Raw genomic sequence first — 15,773 nt, 5'->3', positions numbered from 1 at the left:
TCCCGGTCCCGGTGGCGTCGGGGACGGTACGGGGATCGGTTGCTAGTCGGTCGCGCCGCGGGGTGGGTCGAGGAGCAGGGCGACGCGGTCGTCGAGGTAGTCGGCGAGCGGCACGTCGGTGCCCGCCGTCGCCGACCAGCGGACCCGGGGGGTGCCGTCGCGGACGAACAGCGTGCCGTTGCCGTCGACCAGGGAGTCGTCGAGGGGGATCGGCGTCGCGCCGTGGTTCACGGTGTCGCCGGGGGCGAAGTGCCCCTTCGCCGCGGCTGCCCGGTAGGCACGGCGGACCTCGGCGGACACGGACACGAACTGCGCGCGGCCGGCCTCGGTGACCCGGGTGATGGACCCGGTCGACCACACCCGCCCGGCCGTCTCGGGCGAGGAGCCGAGCAGCAGCGCCCCGACGCGCCAGACCCGGCCGAGCGAGCGGATCGTCGGGTCGCGTCGGATCCCGAGCACCGGCTTCGGCTCGACGTACTCCCCGAGCGCCTCGTCCCGGGTACCGGCCGCACCGAGTCGGTCCGCCGCCCCGGCGAGCAGCACCCGCGCCCGTTCCACCCCGTCCCTCATCCGCCAGAGCCTAGACGGGCGACGGCCCGTTCGAGCACCCGGGGTACGAACGGCTGTGTCCGCGCTCGGCGTGCCGGGGTTCACTGGTGGTCCGGTCCGATCCCGACCTGTCGCCGCAGCTGCGTCACCGACGACGCGACCGGGCGGTCGGCACCCTGGCCACCGCCACCACGACGTCCGTCGCACCGATGCTCGTCGACCCGACGACCACCGCTCCTGCCGAGGAGGACACCGTGCCGCACGCCTTCGACCCCCAGCGCTCCCGGCCGGTCGCGCTCGCCGACGTCGCCGCGGCGGCCGGCGCGGGACCGCTGACCGGGGCAGCCGCACGGATCGTCGTCACGGGCGCCGCGGTCGCCACCGCGGACCTCCTGCCCGGCTGGCTCTTCGTCGCGGTGCCGGGTCGTCGTGGCCACGGCTCCCGGCACGTCGACGCGGCCCGTGCCGTCGGAGCGGTCGCGGTCCTCACGGACGACGCCGGGGCGCGTGACGCTGCGCTCGCGGGGCTGCCGACCGTCGTCGTCCCGGACCCGCGCGCGGTCCTCGGTGCGGTCGCCCGGGTGGTGTCGGGCACCGCCGACCTCGGGATCCCGCTGTTCGGTGTCACCGGGACCAACGGCAAGACGTCGACCGTGTCGGTCCTCGACGCGGTCATGCAGCGCCTCGGGTGGACCACCGCCATGACCTCCACCGCAGAGCGCCGCATCGCCGACGAGGTCGTCGCCAGCCGGTTGACGACGCCGGAGGCCACGGAACTCCACGCGTTCCTCGCGCGTGCCCGTGAACGCCGCGTCGACGGAGCCGCGGTCGAGGTCAGCGCACAGGGGCTCACGCGCCACCGCGTCGACGGCGTGTGGTTCGACGTCGCCGGGTTCACGAACCTCAGCCACGACCACCTCGACGACTACGTGGACATGGACGACTACCTCCGCGCGAAGGTGCAGCTGTTCCAGCCCGACCGGGCCGGACGCGGCGTCGTGTCGCTCGACTCGGCCGCCGGTCGCGCCGTCGTCCGGGCGAGCGGGATCCCGGTCGAGACGGTCACGAGCGACCCGGGCACGTCCGCGGACTGGCGGGTCGCGGTCCTGGAACAACGCCCCGACGGCACCCGCTTCCGCATCGACGGCCCGGGCGTGCACGTGACGACCGAGGTGCCGTTGCTCGGTCGTCACATGGCGGCGAACGTCGGGTTGGCGGTCGCGATGCTCCGCGCCGGCGGTGTCCCCGCGGACGACCTGGTCGCGGCGGTCGACGGCGGGCTGGACGTCGTCGTGCCGGGGCGGATGGCCGATGCGTCGAGTGCGACGGGTCCGCGCGTGTTCGTCGACTTCGCGCACACCCCGGACGCGTTCGCGAAGAGCCTCGCGGCGATCCGTGCGTTCGCCAGCGGTCCCGTGGCGATCGTCCTCGGCGCGGACGGCGACCGCGACCCGAGCAAGCGCGGTCCGATGGGTGCGGTCGCGGCGACGATGGCGGACCTCGTGGTCGTCGCGGACCACCACCCGCGGTTCGAGGACCCGGACGGCATCCGGGCCGCGGTCCTCGACGGCGCCCGGCGGTCCGGGGGGACGGCCGCCGTCGTGGAACTGGCGGATCCGGCGCAGGCGATCCGCCACGCCCTCGCCGCGGTGGGGGAGGACGGGGTCGTGTACTGGGCCGGTCCGGGGCTGACCGACTACCGGGACGTCCGCGGCGTGCACGTGCCGTACTCGTCCTTCCGGGACGCGCAGGCCGCACTCGCGGAGGCCGGTCACCCGGCGCGGGAGGCCGTCTCCGCCGTGTGACCGTCGCGGGCGACGTGGTCACGGCCCGCCCGACGACGTTCCGCCCGGCGCCGACGGCGGCGCACGGCGGAGACCGTGCCGATGGTGATCATGACGACGCCGTAGGTGAGCAGCAGGCCGGCGAGCGTCGGCAGCAGCCACGTCCGGGACCCGTTCACCACCTGGTTGACCGCGCCGAGCCCGGGCACGCTGTACCAGACCTCGCCGCGGACCTGCGCCGGGATCACGGGGTCGGCGTCGGCCTCGGCGTTCGCGTCGCCGCGGAACACGAACGTCCGGGAGCCGTCCGAGGACGCACCGATCGCGACGACCCGGTGCGTGACCACCTCGGGCCGCCCGGAGACGAGCTGGTAGGTGACGACGTCCCCGACCCGGATGTCCTCGGGTGCGACCGGACGGACGACGACGAGCGTCCCCGGCGGCAGGGTCGGCTCCATCGACTGTGTCAGGACGGAGAGCGGCACCGAGCCGGTGGCCTTCGGGAGCACGACGAGCACGACGGCCAGCGCCGCCACGAGCAGGACCAGCCCCGTGCTCAGACCGAGTCCGACCGCGCGGAGGAGTGCCGGGAAGCCGGTCGGGACACGACGGACGGCGGGGCGGGCGGCGTGGCGGGGCCGGGTCGCGCCTCCCGTCCGGGTGCCGCTGTTGATCACGGTCATGCGCCGCACCGGATGGCGGGGCCGTCCTGCTGCGTGAACAGGGTCACCGGCCCGGAACCGGCGATGTCGTCGGTCGGCTGCCCGGCGTCGTCGAGGACGCGGACGTTTACGGTCACGGGCCCGGCGGGGGTGCCCGGCGGGAGGTCCACCGGAGCGATCTGGAGGGTTCCGTGGTAGCCCTGGTCGGACGCGCCGACCCGCTTCTCGCCGACGTAGGCGGCGTAGTAGGTGGCGTCCGGCCGGGTACCGCGGGCCCAGGCCACGTCGACGTAGTTGCCGTCGTGGTCCGTGCAGGTGAACGCGGGGAGGCCATTGCCCGTGTTGAGGTACAGCCCGCCCGACACGGTGGCGGACACCCAACTCCCGTTCGCCGTCGTCAGTTCGAGGTGCACGTCCGTGGTCGCCTGCGGGGGTGCGTCGGCCCGGACCGTCGACCGGATGCACCACACGGCATCGGCCCGCGGCCCGAGGTGGGACACCAGGCTCGGGAGCGCGGCCCAGGTCCCTTGGACGGCACCGCTGCCGACGTCCCCGGTCGCGGTGCACCCGTCGGCCGACGGGACGGGCCACGCCACGACGTCGACGGCCTGGGCGAGGGCGACCGACCCGGCGGCGACCAGGACGCGCGTCGCGGTCGTGCCCGCGATGTTCCCGGTGTTCCGCAGGGTGACGGGGCGGGTGACGGTCGGGTCCGCGGAGGTGAAGGTGGTCGTGATGGCCTCGGTGCCCGTGATGCCCGCGACCACCTTGCCGTTCGTGACGCTCGACGCGGTGGTCCCGGTCGCGGTCCAGAGCGCCCAGGCGACGGAGGAGCCACCGCCGACGAACGCGGCGACGAGCACCACGGCGAGCAGGACCCGGAGGCGGCCGTTCACCCTGCCACCTGCGTCCCCGTGACCGTCAGGGTGAAGTCGGTGACGGCACCGGAGACGGTCTGCGGCGCGTCCGCGTCGAGGACCACCTCGACGCAGGCCGTGCCCGTGACCCCGACGGGCAGCGTGTAGTAGCCGCTCCCGGTGTCGAACGCGGTCGGACGGGCACTGTAGCCGCCGAGCCCGGCCCGGCAGTCGGACGCCCGCGCGACCGCGGCGAGACGCACGGTGAGCTCGTCGAGCACGGCGGCGTCGGGGACGGAGGGGACGTAGGCCACCTTCGTCCCGGTCAGCGCGAGCCGGATGGAGAGCGGGACGGTGCCGGTGTTCCGGACGGTGAACGTCCCCGTCGTGCTCGTCCCCGGCGCGAGCGGTGCCGCGTCCGTGACGCGCATCGCCGTGACGGCGAGGGTCGCCGTGCCCGACCGGATCGTGACCGCGTCGGTCTCGGCGGAGCTGTTCCACAGGGCGTAGGTGCTGCCACTGCCCATGACAGCAGCGCTCACGGCGGCGGCGAGAGCGATCCCGAGGGTCCAGACCCAGCGCCGACGACGGGGCGCACGGTGGCGTCCCGTCGTCGGTGTGGTCCTCGTCATGGTCGTCCCCCTGGACGTCGCGGTCCTCGTGGTGCGACGGACGACGGGCGGGTCAGGGGCCCGCCGTCCGCCGTGTCCGGGTCGCCGTCCGTTCCCGGGCGGCGTCGGTGCGTCAGGAACCGATGGCGGTCTGGGTGAGCGTGAACGCGAGCGCGCCGACGTCCACGGTGCCGCCCTGGCCGGTGGTCGCGGACTCGGGCAGGCTGATCGTGAAGACGACCTGCACGGTCGACCGGGCCTGGGACGGCGTGACCTCGAAGGCCGTGTCGGAGGTCCTGCGGAGCGCGGTGCTCGTCGAGGTGACCTCGAGGTGCTGGGTGCTCGCGTCGATGAGCTCCTGGTCACCGGTGATGCTCTGCGGCGCGTAGGTGAGGAGGGCGCGGAGGTCCGTGCCGGTCGCGCCGACCACGAGGGTCTGCGTGAAGCGGTAGGTGTTGCCCGGGACCATGAGCACCTGCGTCGGGTCGATGGACGTGGACCTCCCGTTCGTGATGTCGGTCCAGGAGCCGTCGTCGTCCGCCGTCAGGGTGAAGGTGCCGGAGCTCACCCCGGTCGCGGCACTGCTGGCCTGCGCGTTCCACAGGGCGAAGGAACCCGCTCCGCCCAGGAGGAGGGCGACGCCGGCGGCGCTCGCGATGGTGCCGGTCACGATCTTGTGCATGGTTCTTCCGTTCCTGCGCGGGCAGCGCTGTTGGCGTCATGGACTTCGGGAGAGCCCGACGGGACGGCTGTCATCGACCCCTGCGTGCAGGGGGCGCGGCTGACCGGTGCCGGAGGACGGCCGGTGCCCAGGAGTGAGGGAAACTCGGGCTCGGTCGTCCTGTGGTCGAACCTACCCGGTCCCCCATACTGCGGACAGGGCACTATGCGTTTGCATCGGCCCCAGTTCGGGGGCGGAGCTCCTGCCGCGCGCGTCGGCCCCGGAATGCACACCGGATCCTTGCAGTTGCATCGACCGGATCGAGGAGGGTCACATGGGCTTCGTGCGGTGGTTGTTCGACGCACAACTCGTCATCGGCGACCAGACGGTGCTGTGGCGCGAGGTCATCGGCAACGCGTTCGGGTTGCTCAGCGCCCTCGGCGGCATGCGACGCCGGGTCTGGGCCTGGCCCGTCGGGATCGCCGGCAACGCCCTCCTCTTCACGGTCTTCATGGGGGCGCTCTTCGACACGCCCAACCCCGTCAACCTGCTCGGTCAGGCCGGTCGGCAGGTGATGTTCATCCTGGTCAGCGTGTACGGCTGGTACCGCTGGACCCACCGGGCCGACGACACCGCGACCGTGCTCGAGCCGCACTGGGCCTCCTGGCGGTCCCGCGCACTGCTCGTCGTCGGCCTGGTCGGCGGCACGGCCCTGCTGACCCCGGTCTTCCGCGCCCTGGGGTCCTACGAGCCGGTGTGGAGCGACGCCTGGATCTTCGTCGGGTCCCTCCTCGCCACCTACGGCATGGCGAAGGGGTGGGTGGAGTTCTGGCTCATCTGGGTGGCCGTCGACCTGGTCGGCGTGCCCCTGCTGTTCTCGGCCGGGTACTACGCCTCGGGCCTCATGTACGTCGTCTACGGCGCGTTCACACTGGCTGGCTTCTTCGTCTGGATGCAGCAGCGCCGCAGGCCGTCGGCGGCACCGGTCGGCTGACCCACCGACGGCAGGCGTGCTGCCCGCCCGCCTGGGGCCTCCCGTCAGCGGGAGCGCGGCAGCGTGCGCGTCCGGCGCCACCCGGCGATCTGCTGCAGCGTCACCTTCGACCCGTACTGCGCGACCGAGTGCCGGAACAGGTACTCGGCGAACCAGAGCAGCAGACCCGCGACGACGAACACCTCGACGATGCACACCACCGTCTCGAGGACGGAGAGCGAGCCGACCGCGTTCCGCACCATCGCCGTCACCGGGGTGAACGTCGGGAAGTACGTGAAGAACGCGGCGATCGGCGACGCGGGGGTCGTCGTGACGAAGAACGCGGCGTACAGCGGGATGATCACCGCGAAGAGCGCCGCGGACTGCAGCGTGGAGGCGTCCTTGATCGTGGGGACCGACGCGCCGACGGCGACGAACAGTGCGGACGCCAGCAGCACCCCGCCGACCAGGAGGAGCGCCCCGGCCACCATCCGCCACGGGTCGACCGCGAGGGCGCCGACCCGTCCCGCGACGAGCGGTAGGACCACGGCCAGCGAGAGCAGGCCCGGTACCAGGAACACCCCGACCTGCACGAGTCCGACCAGGAGCATCGCGAGGACCTTGCCGCGGATGAGCGTGCCGGCCGTGACGGTCGTCAGGATCATCTCGGAGATCCGGTTCTCCTTCTCCTCCACCACGACGGTCACCATCCGGGCGGCGAGCAGGACCACGAGCCCGAAGAACGCGGCGACGTAGAGCAGCGGCGGCACGACCGACAGCCAGCCCGGCGCGACACGACCGTCGGCGTAGGTCGTGACGTCGGTGGTCGGTGGCGACCGGAGGATGCGGACGGCCTCGGCGTCGTCGACCCCGGCGGCGACGCTCTGTTCGAGCACCCGTTGCGCGAGCGCCGAGTAGCCGTTGTTCGCGAACAGCCCGCGGTCGGCCCCGAGGACGGTGACCGGGGACGTCGACGGCTTCGCGGGGAACTCGATGAACGCGTCGAGGTGTCCGGTCCGCACCGCCGCGCGGTCGGCCGCTGGGTCCTCGGACGGCGACCCACCCCACCTCGCGGCGATCGGTTCCGAGACCAGTCCGGAGTGGTCGACGTAGTGGAAGGGCGTCCTCGCCGCGGAACCGCTCGAGACCGCCGAGTCGGTGCCGGCCGCCTGCCCGATGCCGACGAGCAGCGAGACGACGACGACGACGAGGGGGAGCGCGAGCGTGCCGATCCAGAACGCGGGCTTCTTCACCGCCCGCACGAACTCGAACCGGACGACGGTGCCGAGGCGGCTCACCGTGCTGCTCCGACCGGGGCGGCGTCGGTCGCCGCGTCGTGGCCGTACAGCTGCACGAAGATCTCCTCGAGGGGGATGCGGCGCATCGCGAACGCGGTGACGTGCACGCCGGCCCCGACGAGCTCGGCGAGGATGTCGGACCCGTCGCGGGCCGAGGCCGCGGTGGGCACCAGGTGGGCGACGTGCCCCTCGTGCCGGGCGAGCCGGTACAGGTCCGACGCGGGCACGGAGCCGGTCAGCCCGACCTGCGCGACCGCCCCGCCGAACGCGTCCTGCACCTCGGGGATGGTGCCGTACGCGGCGGCGACGCCGTCCTTGAGGAGGAGGATCCGGTCGCAGAGCCGTTCGACCTCGTCCATCTGGTGCGTGACGAGGACGACGGTCGCGCCGTCGGCCTTCCGCTCGGCCACGAGGTCGAGCAGCAGCCGTCGGTTCACCGGGTCGAGACCCTTCGTCGGCTCGTCGAGGATGAGCAGCCGCGGGCGGTCCATGATCGTGATGCCGAGCTGCACCTTCTGCTGCTGGCCGCCGGAGAGCTTGTCGATCCGGACCTTCGCCTTGTCCGCGAGCCCGACGCGCTCCAGGTACTCGGTCGACCACCGCGTCGCCGGACCCCGGGGCATGCCGCGGAGCGCTGCGAAGTACGTCATCACGTCGATGACGGTCTCCTTGCGGTAGAGCCCACGCTCCTCGGGCAGGTACCCGATGCCGCCGGTGGCCGGTCGGTACGCCCCACCGTCGATGGTCAGCGTGCCGGAGGTGGGAGCCGTGATGCCGAGGAGAGCGCGGATCGTCGTGGTCTTGCCCGAGCCGTTGCTGCCGAGCAGCCCGAACGTCTCGCCGGGAGCGATGTCGAAGGTGAGACCGTCGACCACGGTCCGGTCCCCGAACCGCATGACGAAGTCACGCACGGTGACGGCTGCTCCGGCCACGCGGCCTCCTCTCGACGTGCCGACCCTACCGAGCCCGTCTGACGGGTCCGGGCGTCGGGGCGACCCCGGACGGACGGGAGGCCCGGCACGCGTCGCGCACCGGGCCTCCCGTCCGTCTCCCGGTCCGGTCGTGCCGTCCCGTCAGGGACGCAGCCAGGCGGTCCCGACGCCCGCCAGCACACCGTCCGTCACCGGCGCGCTGGCGAGCAGCAGCTCGCCCTCGGGCAGCCGGAACGGCTCCTCACCGAAGACCGTGACGCTCGTCCACCCGTTCGGGCGGCGGAACGCCAGGACGTCGTCGCGTCCGGTCTCGACCCACTCCAGGTGCTCCGCGGCCTGCAGCGCGCGGCGCAGCCGGAGCGCCGCGCGGTACAGGTTCAGGGTGGAGTCCGGGTCGGCGTCCTCGGCCTCGACGCTCGACTCCGCGAACCAGGCCGGCTGGGGCAGGTGGGCGCCGCCGGGCCCGAACCCGAAGCTCTCGCCCGTCCGGGTCCACGGGATCGGCACCCGGCAGCCGTCGCGGCCCACGTCGACGCCGGGGTTGCGGAAGTAGGCGGGGTCCTGGCGGGCGGCGTCCGGGACGTCGCCGACCTCGTGCAGGCCGAGTTCCTCGCCCTGGTACAGGTACGCGGAGCCGGGGAGCGCGAGCTCGAGGAGCGTCGCGGCGCGGGCACGACGCAGGCCGAGGCCCCGGTCCAGGTCGTCCTGTGACCCGCCGGCGAGCAGCCAGGCGCTGCCCTGCTTGTCGGTGGAGGGGGCGTGCGCGGCGTCGCCGCTGCGCGGGGGCAGCGCGTACCGGGTCGCGTGCCGGACGACGTCGTGGTTCGAGAACACCCACGTGGTCGAGGACCCGGACTGCTCCGCCAGGCCGAGGTTGAACTCGATGACCGACCGGAACTGCCCGGCGTCGAAGTCCGCCTCGAGCAGGTCGAAGTTGAAGGCCTGACCGAGGCCCTCGGCGCTGGCGTAGCGGGCACGCCGGTCCGCCGGCACCCAGGCCTCGGCGACCGCGGTCCGGGCGGGGGTGTACTCCTCGAACACCCGGCGCCACTCGGCGTAGATCTCGTGCACCTCGTCGCGGTCCCAGAGCGGGTGCGTGCCGTCCTTCGGCATCGCGGTGACCTCGGCCCAGGTCGGCAGGTCACCCGCGGGCAGGTCCTTCGCCAGTCCGTGGGCGACGTCGATGCGGAACCCGTCGACCCCGCGGTCCGACCAGAAGCGCAGGGTCCGGAGGAAGTCGTCGCGGACCTCCCGGTTCGTCCAGTCCAGGTCCGGCTGCTCCTTCGCGAAGCTGTGCAGGTACCACTGGCCGTCACCGACAGGGGTCCACGCCGGGCCGCCGAAGATCGACACCCAGTCGGCGGGGGCGTCCGTGCCGGACGGGCCGGTGCCGTCGCGGAACACGTACCGTGCCCGGGCGGGGGAGCCCTTCGGGGACGCGAGCGCCTCGCGGAACCACTCGTGCCGGTCGCTCGTGTGGTTCGGGACGACGTCGACGATCACCCGGATGCCGGCACCGTGCAGCGCCGCGACCATGTCGTCGAAGTCGTCGAGCGTCCCGAGCCGCGGGTCGACGTCCCGGTAGTCGTCCACGTCGTAGCCGCCGTCGGCGAGGGCGGACGGGTAGAAGGGGCTGAGCCAGACGGCCTCGACGCCGAGGGACGCCAGGTACGGCACCCGGTCGGTGACCCCGCGGAGGTCGCCGATGCCGTCACCGTCCGCGTCCGCGAAGGACCGGGGGTAGATCTGGTAGACGCTCGCCTGCCGCCACCAGGTCTCGTCGGTCGCGGGGGTCGTCGGCTGGACGGCCGGGTCGAGCACGTCGGTCATGGGGTTGCTTCCTTCGGTCGGGGTCGGGCGGGTGTCGGTCACTTGATGGCGCCCTGGGTCACGCCGGCCATGACCCACCGCTGCGTGATGAGGTAGACGATGATCGCCGGGGCCATGGCCATCAGGTACGAGGCGAACGACACGTTGTAGTTGTTGCTGAACTGGGTCTGGAACATCTGCTGCAGGACCGGCAGGGTCTGCAGCGCGGGGTCGGAGGTGATCAGCGACGGCATCACGAAGTCGTTCCAGGACGCGAGGAACGCGAAGATGCCGACGGTGGCGCTCATCGGTGCCAGCAGCGGGAACACGAGTCGCCAGAACACCTGCCCCGTGCTCGCACCGTCGATGCGGGCACTCTCCTCCAGCTCGGCCGGGATCGAGCGCAGGAAGGCGGTGAAGAGCAGCACGCTGAAGGACAGCTGGAACATGACGTGCAGGATCGCGACGCCGACGGGGTTGTCGAGCCCGACCAGACCGGTGAGCTTCACCTGCGACAGGGCGAGCACCGGGAACGGCAGGAACATCGCGGCGAGCAGGTAGAAGAACGACCAGCGGAACAGCCGACGGTCCCAGTTCCGGGCGATGGCGTACGCGGTGAACGAGGCGAGCAGGATCGTGCCGGCGACGGTGATCGCCGCGACGAGCACGGAGATGCCGAAGGCCCGCGGGAAGTCCGTGAGCTCCCACGCCTGCACGAACCCGTCGACGCTGAACGGTGCCGGGAGCGAGAAGGCGTTGCCGTCGACCGCCTGTCCGGTGGTCTTGAACGCCATCGTCAGCGTGACGTAGAGCGGGACGAGCACGGACAGCGCGCAGAGGACGAGGACGATCGTGACCGGCCAGTTGGCGCGCTCGCGCCGGCCGGCGCCGCGGCTGCCGGTGGTCCGGTCGGCGTCCACCGAACGGATGCTGCCGGTCGCCGTCGTCCCCGGTCGCAGGGGTGCTTGTAGGGACATCAGAGCGCTGCCTTCCCGCGGGTGGCCCGCAGCTGGATCACGGCGATCACGACGGCGATCACGAAGAAGATCGTCGCGTTGGCCATCTGGTAGGCGTAGTCGCCACCGTTGAAGCCCTTGAAGATCGACATCGCGACGCTGGTCGTCGAGGTGCCGGGGCCACCGTCGGTCAGGCCGACGATGATGTCGTACGAGTTCAGGAAGTTCTTGAACCCGATGACGAGGTTGATGAGGATGTACCCGGCCGTCAGCGGCACGGTGATCGAGAGCAGCTGGCGCCACCCACCGGCACCGTCGAGCGACGCCGCCTCGTACACCTCGCCCGGGATCGACAGCACCCCGGCGATGTAGATGAGCAGGGTCGACGGGATCGCCTGCCACGCGGTGACCACGACGATCGCGATCCACGCCAGGTCCGGGTCCGCCAGGATGCTCTGCTCGAGCGGCGTGATCCCGAGCGTGGTGGCGAGCGCCGGCAGGCTGTTCGCGAACAGGAACGAGAACACGTAGGCGATGACGATGCCGGAGATCACCATCGGCAGCACGAACACCGCCCGCAGCGCGATCTTGCCGCGCACCTTCGCGGTCAGGGCGATCGCGAGCAGGAACGCGACGGCGTTCACGACGAGCACGGTCACGAGCGAGAAGCCGATCGTGAACAGGTACGCCTGCAGGATCGCCGGGTCGGAGAACACCGCCACGTAGTTCGTCAAGCCGATGAACCGGAACTCGCCGAACCCGACGGAGTTCGTGAAGCTCAGCACGATGCCCATCACGGCGGGGAGCGTGATGGCGAGCGTGAACAGGACGAGGGTGGGCAGCAGGAACGCGAGGAACAGCGGGTCGATCCGCGGTCGCCTCCGGCGTCCGGCCGGGAGGCTCGTGGTCCGGCCGTGCGTGCGGCCGCCGTCCGCCTTGGTGGTGAGGGTCATGGTCGTCTCCTTCACGCGGCCGAGCGGAGCGCCAGGCGCGCCCAGTCGGAGTCGAGGGTGCGGAGTTGTCGCTGCGGGTCGCCGCCGAACGCGATCGACTGCGCGTAGTTCGCGACGGGGATCTCGGCGGGGATGAGCTGCGAGGCGCCGAGGTAGAAGGCGGCGTCGTCGTAGTACGACTGCATGCCGCGCAGGGCGGGGTTCGACGCGGGCGGGGCGTCTCGCCGGACCCCGAACCCGTTGTTGTCCGCGTTGTACCGGTCGTTCACGGCCGGGGTCATGAGGAACGACAGGAACTCCCGCGCCGCCTCCTGCTTGCGCGAGGCCTCCGGGATCCAGAGCGCCAGGTCGACGTTGACCCGCACCTTCCGGTCGGCGGGGTCCTCGGTCACGGGCAGCGGGAACGTCCCGAGGTCCATGTCGGGCGTGGTCTTGGCGATCTCGCCGAGCGCCCACGGCCCCTGCAGGTACATCGCGGCCTTCCCCTGCGCGAAGGCCAGGTTGCCGTCCCCGTACCCGCGGCTGACCGCACCGGGCTGGTGCCACTCGCGCAGCTGCGCCATGCGTTCCATCGGGGCCGCGAAGTCCTCCGCGAACGACGGCGCGGATCCCGTGCCGACACGGGTGCCGGCCGCGCGGAGGGCCGCGAACGTCGCCGGGGTGTCGATCATCCCGCCGATGCTGTAGTCGAACATGCCCTGCGCGATCGTCCAGTTGTCCTTGAACGTGCCGTACACCGGTGCGATGCCCGCCTCCTGCAGCCGGCGGCACACGGCGGCGAACTCGGACCACGTCGTCGGGACGTCGAGCCCCTGCTCGGCGAACAGGGCGCGGTCGTAGATCACCGACGCGGCGGTCACGGAGTACGGCAGCGCGCTCCTGCGGCCCGGGTAGTCGGCGGTCTGCTCCATGAGTGGCCACAGGTCGGGGTTGATCGTCGCGGCCTCGGGCAGGTCCGAGAGGTCGGTGAGTGCGCCGTGCTCCACGAAGGGCACGACGGAGAAGTTGTAGTTCCAGCAGCCGAGGTCCGGCGGGCTGTTCCGCACGAAGTTCGCCGACATGCTCGACGTCGAGTCCCGGACCACCCGGATCCGTGACTGCGCCTGGTGGAACTGCGCGATGAGGTCGTCGAAGTACCCGATGACCTCGGGCTTGGACACGTAGAAGCTGATCGTCTCCGGCCGTGAGCCGGTCGACCCGACCGGTGCACAGCCGGCGAGTGCGAGGCCGCTGGCGATGCCGCCCGCCCCGAGCAGGAACGACCGCCGGCTCAGCGCGGATGCGCTGCCGGCTCGTGTGGCGCGTGGTTGCACGTCGTCTCCGTTCGCCGGGATCGGCACCGTCGCCGTCCCGGTGTGCGCGCTGCTCCGATGCAGCGCGCCCGACTAAATATACGGACAAAATCTACTCGCGCAAGCAATCCGTGCCGCGGTAGTCTCGCCACATGCCGCAGCGTCGAGCGTCGCCCCGTGCCTCCAGTGCGGAGACCGTCCTCGATCACGCACTCGACGTCGGCGCCTTCACCGCGACCGAGGCGATGGAGTCGACCGGACTGACCCGCTCCACCGTGCTCGCTGCGTGCGAGGACCTCGTCGCACGCGGCTGGCTGACGGAGCTGGACGACGCGCGCACCGCCGGCGAGTACCGCATCGGTCGACCCGCACGGCGCTACGAACTCGACCCGACCGCGGGGTGCGTCGTCGGCGTCGACGCCGGACAGCACCGGGTCGCTGCGTTCGTCGCCGACCTGCGCGGTGCCGTGCTCGCGCGTGCGGAGACCGACCTCGGCACGCGAGGGCTCGACGTCGGGTTCCGCCTCGATGCGGTCGCGACCACCGTCGCCGCCGCGCTCGCCGCGGCCGGGACGGACGCCGACCGGGTCCTCGTGACCACCGTCGGGGTCCCCGCACCCGTCGACGCCCGCGGTGTCTCACCGGACGACGGCGGCTTCTGGGTCAGCATGAACCCCGGCTTCGACGCGGTCGCCCCCGGAGCCCGCGTCGTCGTCGAGAACGACGCGAACCTGGCGGCCATCGCCGAACGGCCGTCCGCGCCGGAGGCGTCCTTCGCCGCACTGCTCGCGGGGGAGCGGTTCGGCGCCGGCCTCGTCGTCGACGGCGTGCTGCTCCGCGGTGCGCGGGGCGGCGCGGGCGAGCTGCGCGCACTCGGACTCGTCGTCGGTGTGGGGTCGTCGGACGGACTCGGCGCGGCGGCGCGCACCGCGGTGACGGCGGCGGTCGACGCCGGCCGGGTCGACCCGGACAGCCCGCTCGGCCGTGCCGTCGCCCGCGAGGGCCTCGACGCGGCCGCGGTCTTCCGCGCCGCGGACGACGGCGACCCCGTCGCGCTCGAGGTCGTGGATCAGCTCGGGGACCTGCTCGCCCGGGTGTGCGTCCTGCTCGCGAGCCTGCTCGACATCGACCGGGTGGTCGTCGCGGGGGCGATCGCGGGGCACGCCGGTGCCGTCATCGACCGCGCTTCGGCCGTGCTCGGCAGCGGGCGGTTCGACCCGGTGCCGGAGATCGTGGCCTCGACGCTGGGGGCGGACGTCGTCGTGACGGGTGCCGTCGCGCTCGCGCTCGACACGGTCCGCGCGGATCCGCTGTCGTTCGACCTGCGGACGGCACCCGCGGCGGCGGCGGCCGTCGGCTGACGGGTGCGGGGTCGGCTCCGCCGTCAGCGGGGGAGTGCGGCGAGCACCTCGGCGGCCCGCGCGGCGTCCTCCGCGGACACGTCCAGGTGGGTGACGAGGCGCACCGTCGTCCGCCCGAGCCGCATCACCCGGACGCCAGCGGCCTCGGCGGCGGCGACGAACGTGTCGGGGTCGGACACCTGCGCGAAGACGATGTTCGTGTCCACCGACTCCGGGTCGACGTCGAGCGCCGCTGCGAGCACCCGGGCGTTCGCGTGGTCCTCGGCCAGGCGGTCGACGTGCTCGTGCAGGGCGTGCCGTGCGCCCGCGGCGAGGATGCCCGTCTGCCGCATGCCCCCGCCGTAGCGCTTCCGCCAGATCCGCGCGGCCGCGATCCGGTCGGCCGATCCGACGAGCACGGACCCGACGGGCGCACCGAGGCCCTTCGACATGCAGACGGACACCGTGTCGAACCCGCTCGCCAGGTCGGGGAACGGGGTGCCCGACGCCACGTGGGCGTTCCACAACCGGGCACCGTCCAGGTGCAGGCCGATGCCGTGCTCGCGGGCGAACTCCTGCACGGCGCGGACCTCGGCCACGGGCTGCACGGTGCCGCCGCCGAAGTTGTGCGTGTTCTCGACCGCGATCGCCGTCGTCGACACCGAGTAGGCGCCGGCGTTCGGCTCCGCGATCGCGCGCACCGCGTCGGCCACCAGACGGCCGCGGTCGGACGCCCACGTCCGTGTGGTGATGCCGGAGAACACGGCCGCCGCGCCGAGCTCGGCGCGGACGACGTGGGCCTGCACGTCGGCGAGCAGTTCCTCGCCGGGGCCGACGAGCAGGCGGAGCCCGAGCTGGTTCGCCATCGACCCGGACGGGGTGAAGAGCCCGGCTTCGTGACCGAGGAGCGCGGCGACCTCCTGCTCGAGCGCGGTGGTCTCGGGGTCCTCGCCGAACACGTCGTCACCGACCTCGGCGTCCACCATGGCGCGGCGCATCGCCGGGGTCGGACGGGTCACGGTGTCGGAGCGCAGGTCGATCACCGGACAACGGTACCCCCGGCGACGCACCCCGGTCGTCCGGCCCGGCTACGGTG

Annotated in this window: 15 protein-coding genes; 3 read left to right on the top strand and 12 right to left on the bottom strand. The window is 72.8% G+C overall.

Annotation, left to right across the window (positions count from 1 at the left end; all coding sequences use genetic code 11):
* Positions 1–42: 42 nt before the first annotated feature.
* Complete coding sequence (locus DEJ34_RS11685) at positions 43–570, bottom strand: hypothetical protein (RefSeq protein ID WP_110911741.1); 528 nt, start codon at positions 568–570, stop codon at positions 43–45.
* An 86-nt stretch (positions 571–656) separates the two neighbouring features.
* Between DEJ34_RS11685 and DEJ34_RS11680 the strand changes: the two genes are divergently transcribed.
* Positions 657–2,354, top strand: a complete 1,698-nt coding sequence (locus tag DEJ34_RS11680) for a Mur ligase family protein (protein WP_258368373.1) — start codon at positions 657–659, stop codon at positions 2,352–2,354.
* Here the strand turns inward: DEJ34_RS11680 and DEJ34_RS11675 are convergent.
* The 4 genes from DEJ34_RS11675 to DEJ34_RS11660 all read right to left on the bottom strand — a co-directional run bounded on the left by DEJ34_RS11675 (position 2,321) and on the right by DEJ34_RS11660 (position 5,145).
* Positions 2,321–3,016: a signal peptidase I gene (locus DEJ34_RS11675; protein WP_110911750.1), complete on the bottom strand. Its 696-nt coding sequence runs from the start codon at positions 3,014–3,016 to the stop codon at positions 2,321–2,323. The genes DEJ34_RS11680 and DEJ34_RS11675 overlap by 34 nt on opposite strands.
* Positions 3,013–3,891 (bottom strand): hypothetical protein, encoded by an 879-nt coding sequence (locus tag DEJ34_RS11670; RefSeq protein WP_110911742.1) that lies wholly within the window; start codon positions 3,889–3,891, stop codon positions 3,013–3,015. Before DEJ34_RS11670 ends, DEJ34_RS11675 begins: the two co-directional genes overlap by 4 nt.
* Positions 3,888–4,484, bottom strand: coding sequence for a TasA family protein (locus tag DEJ34_RS11665; protein WP_110824765.1), 597 nt, complete (start codon positions 4,482–4,484; stop codon positions 3,888–3,890). Before DEJ34_RS11665 ends, DEJ34_RS11670 begins: the two co-directional genes overlap by 4 nt.
* 112 nt (positions 4,485–4,596) lie before the next feature.
* A complete protein-coding gene (locus DEJ34_RS11660) occupies positions 4,597–5,145 on the bottom strand; it encodes an alternate-type signal peptide domain-containing protein (protein ID WP_110911743.1) in 549 nt (182 codons plus the stop codon).
* A 313-nt stretch (positions 5,146–5,458) separates the two neighbouring features.
* Between DEJ34_RS11660 and pnuC the strand changes: the two genes are divergently transcribed.
* Entirely contained in the window at positions 5,459–6,118 is a 660-nt protein-coding gene (gene pnuC, locus DEJ34_RS11655) for a nicotinamide riboside transporter PnuC (RefSeq protein WP_110911744.1), read from the top strand.
* Between the two features lie 44 nt (positions 6,119–6,162).
* Here the strand turns inward: pnuC and DEJ34_RS11650 are convergent, their stop codons facing one another.
* The 6 genes from DEJ34_RS11650 to DEJ34_RS11625 form a co-directional block, all read right to left on the bottom strand.
* The gene (locus DEJ34_RS11650; protein ID WP_110911745.1) at positions 6,163–7,395 is read right to left on the bottom strand and encodes an ABC transporter permease; all 1,233 of its coding nucleotides are present in this window, start codon (positions 7,393–7,395) and stop codon (positions 6,163–6,165) included.
* Entirely contained in the window at positions 7,392–8,327 is a 936-nt protein-coding gene (locus DEJ34_RS11645) for an ABC transporter ATP-binding protein (RefSeq protein ID WP_258367387.1), read from the bottom strand. The genes DEJ34_RS11650 and DEJ34_RS11645 overlap by 4 nt, the downstream gene beginning before the upstream one ends.
* Positions 8,328–8,468: 141 nt before the next feature.
* Positions 8,469–10,157 (bottom strand): glycoside hydrolase family 13 protein, encoded by a 1,689-nt coding sequence (locus DEJ34_RS11640; protein WP_110901419.1) that lies wholly within the window; start codon positions 10,155–10,157, stop codon positions 8,469–8,471.
* A 38-nt stretch (positions 10,158–10,195) separates the two neighbouring features.
* A complete protein-coding gene (locus DEJ34_RS11635; protein WP_181420368.1) occupies positions 10,196–11,113 on the bottom strand; it encodes a carbohydrate ABC transporter permease in 918 nt (305 codons plus the stop codon).
* Positions 11,113–12,045, bottom strand: a complete 933-nt coding sequence (locus tag DEJ34_RS11630; protein WP_181419553.1) for a carbohydrate ABC transporter permease — start codon at positions 12,043–12,045, stop codon at positions 11,113–11,115. Before DEJ34_RS11630 ends, DEJ34_RS11635 begins: the two co-directional genes overlap by 1 nt.
* An 11-nt stretch (positions 12,046–12,056) precedes the next feature.
* A complete protein-coding gene (locus tag DEJ34_RS11625; protein WP_110901469.1) occupies positions 12,057–13,358 on the bottom strand; it encodes an ABC transporter substrate-binding protein in 1,302 nt (433 codons plus the stop codon).
* A 131-nt stretch (positions 13,359–13,489) separates the two neighbouring features.
* Between DEJ34_RS11625 and DEJ34_RS11620 the strand changes: the two genes are divergently transcribed.
* Positions 13,490–14,698, top strand: a complete 1,209-nt coding sequence (locus tag DEJ34_RS11620; RefSeq protein ID WP_110901418.1) for an ROK family protein — start codon at positions 13,490–13,492, stop codon at positions 14,696–14,698.
* Positions 14,699–14,721: 23 nt separating this feature from the next.
* Here the strand turns inward: DEJ34_RS11620 and DEJ34_RS11615 are convergent, their stop codons facing one another.
* Entirely contained in the window at positions 14,722–15,720 is a 999-nt protein-coding gene (locus tag DEJ34_RS11615) for a threonine aldolase family protein (RefSeq protein WP_110901417.1), read from the bottom strand.
* Between the last annotated feature and the right edge of the window lie 53 nt (positions 15,721–15,773).

The sequence above is a fragment of the Curtobacterium sp. MCPF17_050 genome (assembly GCF_003224435.2).
In the GTDB taxonomy this organism is placed as follows: Bacteria; Actinomycetota; Actinomycetes; order Actinomycetales; family Microbacteriaceae; genus Curtobacterium.
The sequence above is the reverse complement of the archived record's forward strand: the minus strand, read 5'-3'. Positions and strand labels throughout refer to the sequence as shown.